Source organism: Mesorhizobium sp. B2-5-13 (assembly GCF_006440535.1).
In the GTDB taxonomy this organism is placed as follows: Bacteria; Pseudomonadota; Alphaproteobacteria; order Rhizobiales; family Rhizobiaceae; genus Mesorhizobium; species Mesorhizobium salmacidum.
This window is the reverse complement of the sequence record NZ_VFUI01000013.1, coordinates 85,465-101,681: the sequence shown is the minus strand read 5'-3', so window position 1 is coordinate 101,681 and position 16,217 is coordinate 85,465. Positions and strand designations below refer to the sequence as shown.

Genomic DNA, 16,217 nt, shown 5'->3' with positions numbered 1-16,217 from the left:
GGCCATGTCGATGCTCTCTCTTGCCGGTCGCATCCTCGGGGGCCTCCTTCTCGCCGCAAGCCTGGCGGCCTGTCAGACGCTGGGTGGCGCCGGCCTCGTCCCCAGCACCGTGACCACCGAGCTCACGCCGGAAGCGGCGAGCTCGATCGCCGGCGACATGGTCGGAAGGCTGGCCGAGCAGGTTGGGCCTGGCAACACCACGATCGCGATCACCCCGGACAGCTCGGTCTTCGGCCAGGCGCTAGAGGCGTCGTTGAAGGGGTGGGGCTATGCGATCGTCACCGACCAGCAGACCAAAGGCACTGCGACGCTGCCGCTGGCCTATGTCGTGGACGCCTTTGAGGGCAGTGTGCTTGTCCGGCTATCGACCACGAGCGTCGATATTACCCGCATGTACAAGCTCGGCGCGGGCGGCGCCGAACCTGTCAGCCCGGTCTCAGTGATGCAGCGCGGTCCTGGAGGGACTTCATGACCGAGTCCCTGAACCTCGGCGGCGTCGACGAGCGGAAAGCCCCGCGCGTCAGGCGGCTCAACCGGGTGCCGATCATCGTCGCGATCGTCCTGGTGGTGGCGTTTCTTGCGGTGATCATCTACGGGCTGACGTCGCGCGGCTTGCGGTTCGGGGAGGGATCCAATGATGGGCCGAGCACGGTTCGGCCGGCGTCAAGTGATGCCGACCAGCTTAAGCGCGGGATTCCGGATGGCATTATCGGGGAGCCCGCTCCGGTGATCCTCCAGCCCACGCCGACCAAACCACAGGAACCGACAACCAATCCCTTCGGGCCGGTCAAACCGCAGGAAGTGACGTCCGAGCGGCCGGCGCTCGAGGCGGAGGCGATCTGGCGGGCGCGCCTCGAACGCGAACAGCAGGAGCAATGGCTGCGCGAGCTACAACGCCAGCGTATGGCGAGCCTGCAGGCCGACGCTGCGGCCCTCGACTCGCCGATCGCCGTCGACATCGGCCAGGTCGGCGAGAGGGGCGTCACGACAAACCCGAACCTCCCAGCCGGCGCCCCGCCTGCCACCAGTCAGCCGCTGAGCGCGCTCGATCTCTATGCGGCCGCGATGAAGGCCGGCGCGCAAAACACCGATCCGAATGGGCAGGCGACCAAGGAGAGTTTCTTCAACCAGGATATTGCCGATCTCGGCTACCTGCCGAAGTCGGTGGTTCCTCAGATGTCGCCTTATGAACTCAAGCGCGGGTCGGTTATCCCTGCCACGCTCGTGACGGGCATCAACTCCGACCTTCCAGGCCGCATCACGGCCCAGGTATCGCAGAATGTCTACGACAGCGCGACCGGCCGTTATCTCCTGATTCCACAGGGGAGCAAGCTCTTCGGCCGCTACGATTCCAAGGTCGCCTTCGGGCAGAACCGCGTTCTGGTCATCTGGACCGACATCATCTTCCCGAACGGCTCTACCCTGCAGATTGGCGGCATGGCGGGTACGGATGCCGCAGGCTATGGCGGCTTCCATGATAGGGTCGACAACCATCTCTTGCAGACCTTTGGCTCGGCTATCCTCGTGGCGCTGATCGGCGCCGGCACCGAAATGATGCTCCCGCAGGACGGCAATAGCACGGGCAACAACACCGAGAATTCTGCTCGGGAGTCTTTCGCCGAGACGTTTGGCCAGATTTCCGAGCAGACAGTGTCGAAAAACCTCGATGTCCAGCCGACCCTCGAGATCCGACCCGGCTATCAGTTCAACGTCCTTGTCGACCAGGACATGGTGCTTCCGGGGGCATTTCAATGATCACAATGGTGGTCGCCGGCACGGACTCGTGTTGCAGGCCCTTACCGTCACTGGCCATTGTTTTCTGGAATCTAATTATATTGAACGAGCTTTTCCTCCATCTGATCGACACCCTGGCTCTACCGCTCGATGACAGCGGGGCACGGCGGGCGCTGCGCGATTTCGCGGAGGAGGCCGGGTTCAAGTATTTTGCCTACCTGCATCTGCGGGGCCCGGAGACATTCGTGGTCTCCAACTACCCGCGCGAATGGCAGGCGCTCTATGTCGAGAAGAACTACCTCAGGGTCGACCCGGTCGTGACAAATGCCAAGCACGGCCCGCCGCTCTTCACCTGGTCGGGCGAGGATACGCGCCGGCTTGGCCGGCGCGCCGTCAGCCAGTTCTTTTCGGACGCAGCCCGCTTCGACATTTGTTCGGGACTATCCGTCTCTGTCCCGGTGGGATTCCGCGACCGCATGGTGTTCACGCTCGCAGGACCAAGGCCACGGGTCTATGTCGAAGGCGGCATTGATCCGGTCACGGCCGCTGTGGCGGTGGCGTTCGTCCATTCCCGTCTCGCGGGCGTGAGGAGCGACACATCTCTCGCTTCGGAGATCAAGCTGTCGCCGCGCGAGGCCGAGTGCCTGCGCTGGTTCGCCGAAGGTGTCTCGATGCCCGACATTGCCGTGATGCTCAGCCTTTCGGAGCGCACGGTGCGCTCCTACATCGATGTGGCGACCCGCAAGGTTGGAGCGGCAAACAACCGACAGGCCGGGACGATGGCAGCTCGCATGGGGTTGATCTAGCAGGCCAGCGGCAGCGGTCCGGTTAGTTCAGGACGGGGCGCTGCCCATCAACTTCGGGGACATGACCCAGTCGATTGACAACGAGGCTCACCAGTTGGTGCTGCGCATGCACATTGAGCATGGCGATGCGGTACTCGTGCTGTAGCGGATCGAGGTACTCATCTTGCGCATCGGCCGCTTCGAGCCGGGCGATCTCTTCGAACAGGTCCTGGGCTTTTTGCACTCGGCAACGGTGCTCGCGGATCACGGTGGCTGCCACTCGCTCAAGTTCGTCGGCGGTGAGCTCTTCCAGCAGAGCTTGGATCACGCTGGAGGTCGGAGCCAGCTTTGTCCCAATTTCGGCGCTTGGCTTTCGCATCTAGTACCCGCGGCTTGGTCCGCGGTACGCCCCCGCGAACAGTAGACCATGACCCCAAGCCGGGGGGTAGAAACCGTGCGCACACGGTCCTGAGACCTTTAGCACCGAGATGCCTGGACATACGTCACAGGCCCCCGGCCATTGGCCAGAGGATCCTTGGTGCTGACACGGCCAGCACCAAACCGTTGCGCAGGGGTTTCTACACCCCAAGGCGGCGCGTACCGCCTTGGGGGACTTATAGGACACCGTTACGGCCCATGCCAGATAACGATCTGCGAAATCCCGCGAGAAACTTAGGGGGCAGGGGAGTGGATAGCGCGCAGCGTAGTGCCTGCCGCCAGGACGGGATGATAAAGCCGGCCGGCCTCGCCGAGGCGCTCGCGCATCTGGTCGGACATGTCGAAGACGCCGGCATACGTCATGGTCTTGCCGATCCGCGTCGGGGTGCCGATGATCTCGAAGGCGCAATCGATCGAGCGGAAGATCCGGGCCATGCGGGCGTCGAAGACGGAAACGACGTGCTCGATGCCGGCGCGCTGGCAGACCTCGACGATGCCGCAGAGCAGCTCGATCGTGGTGCGGTTGACGACGTGGTTGGCCAATGCGCGATCACCAGCGTCAAAGGCCTCAGGGTTCACCGCGAAACGCGAGCTCTCCCAGATGAGCGGACTTTCCGGCGCGCCGCCCGGCACGAGAACGGGAAATACGTCGCGCAGCATGTTGGGCCCGGTGGTGGGAAGCAGGCGGACCGCGCCCTGCAACGCGCTGGTACCCTCCTCAACGGAGAGGAGATAGAGGGGATCCTCGGCGTCGAAGCGGTCGATCTCCAGGCCGTTGGTGACGGTGACGTCCCATTCGAGCCGTTCGGCGAAAACTGCCCCACGCATTCGAAACATTGCTTCGATGAGCAGAGGATGGCGGTCACGATCCACGCCTTCAATCGCAGTAATCATGGTGTTGCTCCATACGTTTGTTGAAAAACGCTGAAGCAACTAGACCCTCCATCAAGGGTGTGAAATCCGATGGAAACGCCGGATTTACGGGAGGTCAGAAAGTAAACTAGCCTTGCCTGCTTTGTTCACCGCATGGACCGTATTGGCTGCCCCAAGCTTGTGACGGGCACTCTCGAGATAGCAGCGCACCGTGTGCTCGGAAAGGCCAAGGATCATCGCACATTCCCAATAGGTTTTGCCCTCAGCTATCCACAGCAAGCACTCGCGTTCCCGTGGAGACAAGCTGGCGCGGTCGTTACGCTCGCCACCTTCTAGATGGAGGATTGCCTGGTGAAGGTGCAGCGCGAGCAGCTGAAAATCGCGCAGGTAGTTGAAGCGCAGGTGTTTCCAATCCCCGTCGTGAGCATCGCTAGTGATCGAGACGAGCGCACGGTCACCGTTTCGCCCGCGAACGGGCAAGGAGAGCCCTTGACGGCCGAGTCCAAACTCGGCGGCCTCACCGAATAGGCGTCTTACTTTTTCATCGTTTCGGTCAAACTCGGACCAGTCGATTGGCAGGAGGCGACGCATGCCGACTTGGATCGCGGGATCAATTTCTACGAAGCGTTCGCCCTTATAGCGCGCGACCCATTCGGCCGAATAGGTTACCGCGAGAAAGGGACCTTCTTGGGGTCGACCGCTGAGGCCAGCCCCCAAGTACGCAACCGATTCCAGACCGTAGAGTTCGAGCAGCTTTGCGAGCAGGCCAGGGATCTCGGCCACGTCGGTCATCTGGTCGATTTGGGTCAGCAACCCCAACAGTTCGAGATTGGTATGATCGCGAGTTGGGCGGGGCATCGGGGTGAATTCCTTTTGTTCAACACGTTCGGCAATGCGTTCATTTCGGCAACGTCGACAGTCGGTGGGCGTGCTGGGCGCGTCGGCATCAAAATCGGAACCCTGGATGTCACTTCACCCGCTGGTCGTCTCCGGGCATCGTGGTGCTCTATCGCCCCGCGGCCGCCAGCAAGGACGCGTTACCCCCCGATGCCGTTGTGTCGATGCAAACATGACGCTCAAGGACGCATCGGTCCGCTAAGTCACGATCAGTAAGGAGCTGGACGAGCGGCCCCTTGTTCTTGGCTAGCGCCTTTCGCGCCGATGCCAGATCCGCCTCATCACTCCAGAGGGCCACCATTTCAAAGCCTGACAGAGTGGCGAGATCGTCACGGTGGAGAAAGCCCGGTAGGGCTCCTTCCTGATTGACACCTGGGCAAACGATTAGAGCAGGACATCCGCTTTCGCTCACAAGCTTTGCCTGCTCCATGGCCTCGTCGGGTGTGGGCCCGAGGCACAGAACTCGACCTCTCGGATAGAGCGATAGGACGTTGGACTCTCCGGTGGGACCAGGCATGTCGAGCTTGAAGAGTGGCCGTCTGCCAGTGGGCGGCAGACGATCGAGCGCGGACTGTACAGATTTGGGGTCCACTGGCGCCGAGGGCGTTACTCGCCGCCCAGACCGCACCGGTGGCGCTGTGAAGCGCCGGACGTAGTTGGGGCCCCCTGCCTTCGGCCCTGTACCCGACAATCCCTCGCCACCGAAGGGCTGGGATCCGACAATGGCGCCAATCTGGTTGCGGTTGATGTAAATGTTGCCGACGTTGAGGCTACTGGTGAAGTGCTCAACGCGCCCGTCGATGCGGGTATGCAAGCAGAATGTCAGGCCATAGCCGCTCGCGTTGATGTCGGTGATGATCTGATCGATTTGGTCGGCCCTGAACGTCGCAACATGCAGGACAGGGCCGAAGACCTCCCGCTGCATATGCTTCATTCCGCCGACTTTGATCACCGAGGGAGCGACGAACGTGCCATGATCGGGTGCCCTCAGCTGCTTGAGCAACCTGCCCTCGGACGCTGCGCTCGCGATGTAGCCGATCATGTCGGCTCTGGCGCCGGCATTGATGACCGGCCCGACGTCGGTTTCGTAGTCCCAAGGATTTCCGATAACGAGTTCGTCCATCGCGCCATAGAGCATTTCGAGGAAGGTCGGCGCGATGTCTTCCTGAAGGAAGAGGATGCGCAGCGCCGAACAGCGTTGCCCTGCCGAGCGGAAAGCCGAGTTCACGATGTCCCGAACCGCCTGCTCGGGCAGCGCTGTCGAGTCGACCACCATGGCGTTGAGCCCGCCTGTCTCTGCGATAAGCGGGGCGTGAGGTGTCACTGCGGCGGCCATGCTTTGATTGATCGTTTGCGCCGTCGCCGTCGAACCGGTGAAACAAACGCCACCAATCCGTGGGTCGCTAACAAGCTTGGCACCAACGACCGAGCCTCTTCCCGGCAGCAGCTGCAGGACTTTTTTCGGCACACCGGCCTCGTGCAGGAGCTTCACCGCCAAATGAGCGACGATTGGCGTCGGGTCAGCCGGCTTCGCTAGAACGCCGTTTCCGGCGGCCAGCGCTGCGGCAACTTGCCCAGTGAAGATTGCCAGCGGAAAGTTCCAAGGAGAGATGCAGGCGAAGAGGCCGCGAGGCAGACGGCCATCGAGCTCCGAAATTCGCGCCGCGTAGTATCTGAGGAAATCCACCGCCTCACGGACTTCTGCGACGGCGTCGCTCGGTGTCTTTCCTGCCTCGCGGGTCAGCAGAGCGAAGAACTCGCCGAAGTTTTGCTCATAGAGATCGGCGGCCCGAGCGAGCATGTCGGCACGTTCGTCTCCAGTATGGTCCGACCAAGCGCTTGCGGCTTTGAGGGCTGCATCGACATCGCCGGCCGTCGCCTCGGTAACGGTCCCGATGTGATCCTCAGGGTTGGCTGGATTGAAAACGAGCTTGGGCGTAGTTCCCTCAACGGAGGACGCTATGAGGGGCCCAGCCGACCAGGGGCGATCGGCGAAGGGCGCTCTTGCCGCATCGATACGCTCGAGGTCGATCTCACGCTGGAGATCCCAACCAGTCGAGTTGCGTCGTTCGGGGGCGAATAGATCGTTCGGCGTCCTGATCACCGTGGCCATGGCCGATGACTCGGTGAGGGACTCAAAGGGATCGGTTGCCACAATCGACGCCGGCACGTCCTTGTCCTGGATCTGATTGACGAAGGACGAGTTCGCGCCGTTTTCGAGCAGGCGCCGGACGAGATAGGCCAGCAGGTCGCGATGAGGGCCTACCGGGGCATATATGCGGCAGCGTGTTCCTTCACGTTCATGAACCAGGCGATGCAACACCTCGCCCATGCCGTGTAATCGCTGGAACTCGAAGGCAGACGGGTCGGCGGCCATCTCGAGGATGGCCGACACCGTGTGGGCGTTATGGGTGGCGAACTGAGGATAGATGCGATCGGTCATCGCCAGCAATTTGCCGGCGCAACAGAGGTACGAAACGTCGGTCGCTTGCTTGCGGGTGAAAACCGGGAAGCCTGGGTGGTTTTCGACCTGCGAGCGCTTGATCTCGCTGTCCCAATAGGCACCCTTGACCAATCGCACCATGATGTTGCGATCGAGCTGACTGGCGAGGGCGTAAAGCCAGTCTAGAACGAGCGGCGCACGGTTGCCGTAAGCCTGAACCACGACGCCGAAGCCGGCCCAGCCGGTCAGCTGCTCGTCGCGGAGCACCGCTTTAATCACGTCCAATGAGAGGTCTAGCCGGGCGGCCTCTTCGGCGTCGATATTGAGACCTATATTAGCGTTCTTGGCCAATATTGCGAGCCGGAGGGTCACCTCCACCAGCTCTTCCAGCACGCGTCGACGCTGACCTACCTCGTAGCGCGGATGCAAGGCAGACAGCTTGATCGAGATGCCTGGGTTCTCGCGAATGTCGCGAGATGTCGCATGGCGGCCCAATGCGGTTATGGCGTCGCAATAGGCCTCGAAAAACTTTCGTGCGTCCGACGCGGTCAGGGCTGCCTCGCCGAGCATGTCGAACGAATAGGTGTATCCCTTGCGCTCGAGGGAGCGGCCCCTCTTAAGTGCACTGTCTATGGTCTCACCCAGCACGAACTGGTTGCCGAGTTCCTTCATCGCGGCACGCACTGCGATGCGTATGACCGGCTCGCCCAATCGTTTGCCCAAGGAGCGGAGGGCCTGCGTCAGGCCTCGCGACGACTCGTCATCCAATACTTTGCCGGTGAGCATCAGCGCCCATGTCGAGGCGTTGACCAGCGACGAGGGAGATTTCCCGAGGTGCTCAGCCCAGCTCGCACCGGCTATCTTGTCTTCGATGAGCTCATCGACGGTGGCGGCGTCCGGCACGCGCAGCAGGGCCTCTGCGAGGCACATCAGGGCGATACCTTCGGTTGTCGAGAGCCCGTATTGTCCAAGGAAGACTTCCATCAACCCCGGACGAGCGTCAGCGCGAATGTCAGTGATGAGGGATGCTGCTCGCGCCGATATTGCTTGCCGCTGCTCGCGTGTAGGCGCGTGCGTGTCGAGGAGTGCCGCAATGCACTCTGCCTCGGTGGCAAAGTGCTGTTGGCGGATAGCGGTTCGAAGGCTTTGCAAGGTGTTCATGAGCCGCGCCATTTGAGGGATCGTGCGAGGCGAATGCGATGATGCCACTGAGCGGCATTTACCGGATTTCCTCTGGGGCAGAATGCCATCGACTCGGCAGTCGTTTCCTCTAAAGTGAGGACAAATATCTCCCGTTCGCATCAAAGCTCGTGGTTATTTCAGATCGGACTGCCTATGAAAGACAGCATTTTTAGTGAAATCGACGAGATTGACCGCCGGATCCTGGCCGAGCTCGTTTCGGATGGTCGAATTAGCGTCACGGAGCTGAGCCGGAGGGTGAATCTGTCGAAGACGCCTTGCCAGGCGCGAATGAAGCGACTCGAGAAAGCGGGCTACATTTTGGGGTACCGCGCGGTAGTGGATCCTAGTCGGCTGGGCCTGTCTCACGTGGCCTTTGTGGAGGTTCGCCTCAGTGACACCCGCAAGGCAGCGCTGGAGTCCTTCAACAATGCCGTGCGCAAGCTGCCAGAGGTCGAGCAGGCGCACATGATCGCTTCGAGTTTCGACTATTTGCTCAAAGTTCGCACCAAGGATATTGCGTCCTACCGGGAGGTGCTCGGTGAGCGGATTTCCGCCTTGCCCCATGTGGCAAACACTTCAACTCACGTCTCGATGCAAGCCGTCAAAGACGAGCCCCACTGAAACCGCTCTTACGACCCCGACGCGGCGGCAGCGGCCGTTACGATGATCTCAATCAAGACCTCCGGTGCGGCCATTTCGCATTGTGCGGTCGCGCGGGTCGGCGCCTCACCGGGCACCGTCCAGCTGTCCCACATCTCATTCATGGCGGAAAAATCGCGAACGATGTCCTTGAGCCAGATCTGCGCGGTCAGCAGACGACTCTTATCCGTGCCGGCATCGACCAATAGCCTTTCGATTTCGGTTAGCGTTTGTTTCGTCTGACCGCGGATGTCTAGGCTGTAGTCGCCTGCCGTCGTGCCCCCGAGATAGACGATTCCGTTGTGGACAACGCCCTTGCTGCTGCGGGGACTGGTTTCAAAGCGACGAATGCTGCTCACTGCTTGTTCCTTGTTTTGGCTGCGCCGCTGCGATTGCTCAATCGGAAAGCGTCGAGAGTGGAGGAGGCCATGAAGCGCCTGGATGTCGACGCTGGGGCCCCGGGGAGCGGGCGCTTGCCTATGTCCAGTGCTCGGCCCCGTCCATGACCGAATGTCCTGGTGACACCTCGCGGTAGGTGCGCATTGGTGGGACATAAGCGGGAGACCGAATTGGACTCTTGATCTCATCTGCGACGATCGTGCGCTCTTGGAGGCGCCGGGCAGGGTCTGCCACGGGCACGGCAGCCAACAGGCGCTTGGTGTACGGGTGCTGGGGATTTTGAAAGATGGCGGCGCGTGGTCCGATCTCGACGATCTCACCTAGGTACATGACGGCGACCCGGTGGCTCACGCGCTCGACGGCCGCCATGTCGTGCGAGATGAACAGGTAGGCGAGGCCGAGATCCGCCTGCAGGTCCAGCATGAGATTGATTACCTGCGCCTTCACCGAAACATCGAGCGCGGAAACAGCCTCGTCGGCGATGATAATCTTGGGTTTCAGCGCGAGCACACGCGCTATGCAAAGGCGCTGGCGTTGACCTCCGGAAAACTCGTGCGGGTAGCGAGTTGCCATTTCCGGCTCGAGCCCCACGCGCTGCAACAGGTCGGCGACTCTGTCACGCGCCTCAGAAGCTGTGGCTAGTTGGTTGATGATGAGCGGATTTGCGATGGCGTCTCCCACATTCATGCGGGGATTGAGGCTCGCAAATGGATCCTGGAAAATCATCTGCATGTGCCGACGTTGCCTTCGCAGCTCACCACGATTGAGCTTGAGGATGTCGATGCCGTCGACCACCACAGAGCCTGCATTTGGTTCGGTGAGACGCATCATAACTCGCCCCGTCGTCGACTTGCCGCAGCCGGATTCACCAACAAGCGCGAGCGTCTCCCCCGCGTTCAACTGAAACGACACGTCCTGAACCGCATAGACGCGACCCTTAAGCGGTGCAAGCAGTCCTGAACGCAACTCGAAGCGCTTGGTCAGGCCCTTCACGTCAAGCAATGGGTTGGCGGTTTGCTTGACTGTCTCTGGCACCTCGGAAGGGACGTCGGCTTTTCCGGTCGTCCGATCGACAACAGGGAAACGCATCGGCCTACCGTGACCCTGCATGGAGCCGAGCTTTGGCACGGCCGAAAGTAGCGCGCGGGTATAGGGGTGTCTTGGTCGGGCAAAGATATCCGCTGTTTCCCCCGATTCAACGGCTTCCCCATTGTACATGACGACCGTTCGTTCAGCTATTTCAGCCACGACGCCCATATCATGCGTGATGAAGAGGACGGCCATGCCTTCCTCTTTCTGCAAAGACTTGATCAACTCGAGAATCTGCGCCTGAATCGTGACGTCGAGTGCGGTTGTTGGTTCGTCGGCGATCAGCACCTTCGGATTGCAGGCCAGCGCCATTGCGATCATGACTCGCTGACGCATGCCGCCTGAGAAATTGTGTGGATACTGGTTCAATCGAGACCTCGCATCAGGGATGCGAACTTTGTCGAGCAGGCGGACGGTCTCTGCTGTCGCGGCTGATCGAGTAAGGCCCTTGTGCGCAACAAGCGCTTCGGAGATCTGGTACCCGACGGTCAGGACAGGATTAAGCGACGTCATTGGCTCTTGGAAGATCATCGCGATCTCATTGCCGCGAATCTGACGCATCTCGTCAGTTGGAAGCTCGAGCAGGCTGCGCTGTTTTCCGTCCGCGGTCGTGAGCTGAACTCGTCCACCGAAGTGCACATTTGAACCGGTCGGAGTGAGGCGCATTATCGCGAGGCTCGTGACGCTCTTGCCTGATCCGGATTCCCCAACGAGGGCGAGCGTTTCGCCGGGATGGAGGTCGAACGATACGTCACGTACCGCATGCACTACGCCATTCTCGGTCCCGAACGAAACCGAGAGATCTCTGACGCCCAGGATGGGCGCCATTGCTGAAGGGAAGGACGCTTCTGCTCGTTGGCTGATATTCATCATCATAACCTCAGTGTAGATCGCCGCGGGCGTCGAGAGCATCGCGAAGCCCATCGCCAACGAAGTTGAAGCTCGCAACTGCCAAGGTGATCGCCAGTCCCGGGAAAATCGCTAACCAAGGCGCAGAACCAAGATACTGCTGGGCATCATTGAGCATATTGCCCCAGCTCGCAGTAGGCGCCTGGACGCCATAGCCGAGAAAGCTCACGTAGGCTTCCAACAGGATGGCGCGAGCGATAGCGAGCGTGCCGGCAACGATGATGGGGCCCATGGCGTTCGGAAGCAGCTCCCGAAACATGACATATCGGCCGGAAGCGCCGAATGTTTCGGCCGCGTGGACGAAATCCCGCTCGCGCAGGGATCTAATTTGACCTTCGACGACCCGCGCGACTTCCATCCAAGTGGTGGCAGCGACGAGAAGCGTGATGGTCAGGATCGAGGGTTGGATAAAGGCGGCCAGAACCAGCAAAAGAAAGATCTGAGGGAAACTCAGCATGGCGTCCACGAAGCGCATAAGCACCATGCGAACCCACCCGCCATAATAGCCGGCGAGAATGCCGACAAGGGTGCCAAAGGCGGTGCTGACGACCATCGCCGCGAGGCCGATCGTGAGAGAGATGCGACCTGCTGACAAAACCCGCACCAAAAGATCACGGCCTAGCTGATCTGTACCGAAAAAATGTGCGGAGAGGGTCGGGGGAGTGAACCGTTGATGGATGTCGATGTGCAGCGGGTCGAAGGGGAGGACCAACGGGCCCGCCGCACAAGACATCACCAGCACGGTGATGAGCACAATGCCAACGACCGCAAGTTTGTGGCGGCGGAACCTGCGCCAAACGCGGTTGCCGTTGTTTCGCCCGGATGCGGCCAGAGAGCCGTTTAGATGAATGCCAGTGGTCATGGGTTTGCTCACGTAAGCCGGATGCGCGGGTCGACGACGGCGGCGGTGATGTCGGCGATAAGGTTGCCGGCAAGGGCGAGCACTGCAGCAACCATGAGGATGCCCATCACAACTGGGTAATCGCGGTAACCAAGTGAATCGAGCAGGAGCCGTCCCATACCGGGCCAAGTGAAAACCGTTTCAGTGACTAACGCGCCGCTGAGTAGGGCCGGTATCTCAACGCCGGCCAGGGCAATGATCGGCAAGAGAGCGTTGCGGATTGCGTGGCGCCAAAGCACCTCGCGCTCGGGCAAGCCCTTGGCGCGGGCCGTTCGAATGTAATCCTGGCCTATAACGTCGAGCATGGAGCTGCGCATATAGCGGCTCCATAAAGCTACCTCGACCAACGTCAGGACCAATGCGGGCCCAACTAGGTGATGCAGATGATCCAAGAAGGAACCGTCACCACCAATTGTCGCCCGACCGCCCGCGGGTAGCCAGCCGAGACTGACGGAAAATGTGTAGATGACTATCAGTCCGAACCAGAAGGTGGGGATCGAGAGGGCGACCATGGCGCCGACGGTCGCCAGCATGTCGAATACGGAATAGCGGCGGATCGCGCCCATCACCCCGATCCAAACGCCGAGAATAACGGCGAGAAACGTCGCACTCGCAACCAACTCTAGAGTAGCTGGAAGCCGGCCCGCGATAATCTCGAGAACAGGACGGTTATCACGATAGGAGTGGCCCCAGTCCCCGGAAAGGATGCGTGACAGCCACTCGAGGTACTGCAGCGGAAGCGGTCGATCGAGGCCCATCTCATGGGCCATTCGGGCGAGGTCATCCTGCGAAATGCCAGGAGTCAATGCGAACTGCGCGAGCGGGCCGCCTGGAGCGAGGTGGAGCACACCGAACCCAATGATCGACACTATGAATAATAGAACGGCGCTCTGCACGAGGCGGCCGAGGAAAAAACTCGCCATGTCATTGTTCCAATGGGGTGCTCCTCAGGGGGAGCAGCCTATCACAGGGGCCGTTGTTCCAGAATCGGATCCGGCCAAATAGGCAGCGGGGCAATCCGCCCCGCTGCGGCGGCAGATCAGCTCGCCCAGTACCAGGCCTTGGCGTTCCAGGAGTTCTCCTGGACATTCACATTCGGTGTGAAGCCTTCGAGCCCTTCTTTGACACCCTGCACCATGTTGTACTGGAACAGCGGAAGGTAAGGCAGTTCCCGACGAATGATCTCCTGCGCCTTGAGATAGGCCGTCTTGCGCTGATCGTGGTCGAATGTCGTAGCACCCTGACTAAACAGCGCGTCGACTTCCGAATTGGCATACTGAGCAGTGTTGTTGCCGCTTCCGCCCTTCGCCGGCGTGGCGCCGCTGGTGAACCAGCTCGTTGCATCCGGATCCGGACCGACCATGAAGTTGATGCCGGCCATGACGGAGTCGAACTGCGAGAGGTTCCAGAAATCGCCCCAGATAACCGCAGCGGGGAAATTGCTGATCGTCATCTTGGCGCCGATATCGAGCCAGTTCTGCTGCAGGAGCTGCTGCGTCTGTTCGCGGACATGGTTCCCGGCCGTCGTCGAGTTCGTGAACTCGAGCCTCAGCCCATTTTTCTCACGGACGCCGTCCGCACCACGGATCCAGCCCGCATCGTCGAGCAGCTTGTTGGCCTTCTCCACGTTGTACTCGTGTGTCGGCAGGTCAGCGTTGAATGCCCAGGACCCCTCTGGCAAGAAGCTTTCTGCGTCCTTGGGTAGGCCATAGTAGATTTGGTCGATGACGCCCCGCTTGTCCGTCGCGAGGTACAGTGCTTCGCGCACGGCGGCATCCTGGAAGACGGGCTTCCCCACGTTGAACAGGACGGTCTCGATCATCGGCAGCGGCGACGCGGTAACCACGCGCTGCGGTAGACGCTTTGCTTCTTCATACTTGTCCGGCGAGATACCCAGGAGGCCGACATAGTCGATCTCGCCGGTCTGGTATTGGGTGTACAGTACCGTCTGGTCGGGGATGTACTTGAAGACGAGAGTTTGAGCGTAAGGACCGGTCCCGTGGTAGTCGGTATGCGCTACCAGGGTGACATGGTCGCCTGGCGCGCGCTCGGAGAATTTGAACGGACCGGTACCAACAGGGTTCGCGATAAAGTTGGTTGGCTTTGCCGGGTCACTTTCCTTCTCCATCAGGTGCTTGGGTACCAAGAAGGTCCAGGCGATGATGGAAGGGAAGGGGGCATAGGGCTTGCTGAGACTGAAGGTCAGCTCATTCGGCCCGACGACGACGATGTTGGTGATCAGTTCGATGCCGCCCCGCAGGGCCGCCGGGAAGTCCGGTTTCTGGATCAGCTCGAAGTTGAACTTCACATCCTGGGCCGTGAACGGCGTACCATCATGCCACTTGGCATCAGGGTTGAGCTTCAGCCGCCAGTTGAGGCCGTCCGCCGAGATCCCCCCGTTTTCGAGGCTTGGCACCTCAGTCACCAAGTCGGGTTGGAAGGTGCCCGTCTGGTCGACGCTCCAAAGAGCGCTAAACAGGTTGTAGTAGACCGCTGAATCAACGTCCGCATGCGGGATTGACGGCATGAAGACAGTCGGCTCCTGCGATAGGCCGGCGATGATCTGTCCGGTTGGCTGGGTGGGCGGCGTCGCGGCGAAGGATGCCGTCAGCAATCCTCCGGACGAGCCGAGAAACACCAGGCCGCCGGCGGCAGCACCGGCTGCTAGAAACCGGCGGCGGGTGACGGCGAGGGCCTCTGGTCCGCGATCAATTGCACCTTTGTCATTCTTCACGATGTATGTACCTCCATTGTTCGATCTCCCCAATCCGGCCCGACTGCTGAAAGGGGCGGGGACTTGCTGTTGACCTTGGCTTTGTTCCCACTCGCAGCACGGGCCGGAGCACAAGGTGCGACGGAGAGGGTGCAATGTCAAGTTTCTTTCGTGATTGACGGAATACATAAAAAATGTCAGGTATCTATCAACGGCGAGGGCCCGACGCTCTGCGCCTCGCATGCCCTACCAGGGCAACAAAACTGAGCCACGGTAGTGGGTGGGCGGATGATCATGACGGCGGCATCGGGGGCGAAGGCGATGAGTATTAGGGAGGTTTTGATGAGCGAAGGCCTTTCGCTCACACCAGCCGAGCAGAAGATCGTTCATCTACTGCTCGCCGAATACCCTACATCGGGCCTCGGGCCAGCATCGCGGCTAGCGAAACGAGCTGCGGTGAGCGATCCGACCGTTGCGAGGTTCGTTGCGAAGCTCGGCTTCCCAAGCTTTGCGGACTTTCAGGGGCGCCTCCTTGCGGAGGTTGAAGAGCGTGTGCACTCGCCATTGCAGATGATGGAAACGAAGCGAGGTACCGAGAAGTCGGGCGTGGCACTGCGGTACCTTTCCTCTGTAGAAACTGCCCTGCATGAATCGCAGTCGCTGACGCCTCACGCTTCGTATGAGCGTGCCGCGCGCCTGATCATGGAAGCCAAGGGCGGGGTCGTCGTTCTAGGCGGTCGTTTTAGCCGTTTCATCGCGGGAATGCTGGCCGAGTACCTTCGTCAGATGCGGCCAGGCGTGCAGAGCGTTGACGACCTGTCAGCGTCGGCATTCGACACATTGGCCGACCTGGGACGCAAAGATGTCGTCGTGGCTTTTGACTACAGACGGTACCAGCACGACGTGACTTCCTACACGCGTCAAGCGGCGGAAAAGGGCGCGCGGGTCGTTCTCTTCACCGATCAATGGCTGTCGCCGATCTCGCAAGTGGCCGAAGTGTCGGTCGTTAGCCGCCTCGATGTTGAATCGCCTTTCGACACGATGGCTCCCGCGATCGCCCAGACCGAGGCCGTGCTTGCAAACATCCTGGCCATCTCTGGCGACGAGCCCCTAGCGCGAATGCAGCGTTTCGAGGCGGTCCGCAAGGCGAACAGGATCACCTTCGATGACGCAGGTGATCAAGACGATGTTGCCCAATCCTAATAGCTCGAATGC

Annotated in this window: 14 protein-coding genes; 5 read left to right on the top strand and 9 right to left on the bottom strand. The window is 60.7% G+C overall.

Features of this window, described 5'->3' with window-relative positions; genetic code table 11:
• Positions 1–4 precede the first annotated feature (4 nt).
• From trbH to FJ434_RS20885, 3 genes are all read left to right on the top strand, one after another.
• Positions 5–472 (top strand): conjugal transfer protein TrbH, encoded by a 468-nt coding sequence (gene trbH / locus FJ434_RS20895; protein ID WP_140750913.1) that lies wholly within the window; start codon positions 5–7, stop codon positions 470–472.
• Positions 469–1,755: an IncP-type conjugal transfer protein TrbI gene (trbI, locus tag FJ434_RS20890; protein WP_140750911.1), complete on the top strand. Its 1,287-nt coding sequence runs from the start codon at positions 469–471 to the stop codon at positions 1,753–1,755. The genes trbH and trbI overlap by 4 nt, the downstream gene beginning before the upstream one ends.
• An 80-nt stretch (positions 1,756–1,835) precedes the next feature.
• Complete coding sequence (locus FJ434_RS20885) at positions 1,836–2,540, top strand: autoinducer binding domain-containing protein (protein WP_181166039.1); 705 nt, start codon at positions 1,836–1,838, stop codon at positions 2,538–2,540.
• 22 nt (positions 2,541–2,562) lie between these two features.
• Here FJ434_RS20885 and FJ434_RS20880 read toward each other — a convergent pair whose 3' ends face one another.
• From FJ434_RS20880 to putA, 4 genes are all read right to left on the bottom strand, one after another.
• Positions 2,563–2,898 (bottom strand): transcriptional repressor TraM, encoded by a 336-nt coding sequence (locus FJ434_RS20880; protein WP_140750907.1) that lies wholly within the window; start codon positions 2,896–2,898, stop codon positions 2,563–2,565.
• A gap of 293 nt (positions 2,899–3,191) precedes the next feature.
• Positions 3,192–3,890: an acyl-homoserine-lactone synthase gene (locus FJ434_RS20875; RefSeq protein ID WP_246678348.1), complete on the bottom strand. Its 699-nt coding sequence runs from the start codon at positions 3,888–3,890 to the stop codon at positions 3,192–3,194.
• 45 nt (positions 3,891–3,935) lie between these two features.
• A complete protein-coding gene (locus FJ434_RS20870) occupies positions 3,936–4,688 on the bottom strand; it encodes a LuxR family transcriptional regulator (protein WP_140750905.1) in 753 nt (250 codons plus the stop codon).
• Between the two features lie 148 nt (positions 4,689–4,836).
• Positions 4,837–8,331, bottom strand: coding sequence for a bifunctional proline dehydrogenase/L-glutamate gamma-semialdehyde dehydrogenase PutA (gene putA, locus FJ434_RS20865; protein ID WP_140750903.1), 3,495 nt, complete (start codon positions 8,329–8,331; stop codon positions 4,837–4,839).
• A 174-nt stretch (positions 8,332–8,505) separates the two neighbouring features.
• On the opposite strand from putA, the gene FJ434_RS20860 reads away from it, so the two are divergent.
• A complete protein-coding gene (locus FJ434_RS20860; RefSeq protein WP_140750901.1) occupies positions 8,506–8,973 on the top strand; it encodes an Lrp/AsnC ligand binding domain-containing protein in 468 nt (155 codons plus the stop codon).
• A gap of 8 nt (positions 8,974–8,981) precedes the next feature.
• Here FJ434_RS20860 and FJ434_RS20855 read toward each other — a convergent pair whose 3' ends face one another.
• From FJ434_RS20855 to FJ434_RS20835, 5 genes are all read right to left on the bottom strand, one after another.
• Positions 8,982–9,350 carry a RidA family protein gene (locus tag FJ434_RS20855; RefSeq protein WP_246678347.1) on the bottom strand — a complete coding sequence of 123 codons (369 nt, stop codon included), beginning with the start codon at positions 9,348–9,350 and terminating at the stop codon, positions 8,982–8,984.
• Positions 9,351–9,468: 118 nt separating this feature from the next.
• Positions 9,469–11,349, bottom strand: coding sequence for an ABC transporter ATP-binding protein (locus FJ434_RS20850; RefSeq protein ID WP_348640978.1), 1,881 nt, complete (start codon positions 11,347–11,349; stop codon positions 9,469–9,471).
• Positions 11,350–11,359: 10 nt separating this feature from the next.
• Complete coding sequence (locus tag FJ434_RS20845; protein WP_140750897.1) at positions 11,360–12,250, bottom strand: ABC transporter permease; 891 nt, start codon at positions 12,248–12,250, stop codon at positions 11,360–11,362.
• Between the two features lie 8 nt (positions 12,251–12,258).
• Positions 12,259–13,212: an ABC transporter permease gene (locus tag FJ434_RS20840; RefSeq protein ID WP_140750895.1), complete on the bottom strand. Its 954-nt coding sequence runs from the start codon at positions 13,210–13,212 to the stop codon at positions 12,259–12,261.
• Positions 13,213–13,328: 116 nt separating this feature from the next.
• Complete coding sequence (locus tag FJ434_RS20835) at positions 13,329–15,023, bottom strand: peptide ABC transporter substrate-binding protein (RefSeq protein WP_246678346.1); 1,695 nt, start codon at positions 15,021–15,023, stop codon at positions 13,329–13,331.
• A 267-nt stretch (positions 15,024–15,290) separates the two neighbouring features.
• Here FJ434_RS20835 and FJ434_RS20830 point away from each other — a divergent pair, with 267 nt between their 5' ends.
• A complete protein-coding gene (locus FJ434_RS20830) occupies positions 15,291–16,205 on the top strand; it encodes a MurR/RpiR family transcriptional regulator (protein WP_348640977.1) in 915 nt (304 codons plus the stop codon).
• The last annotated feature ends 12 nt before the right edge of the window (positions 16,206–16,217 follow it).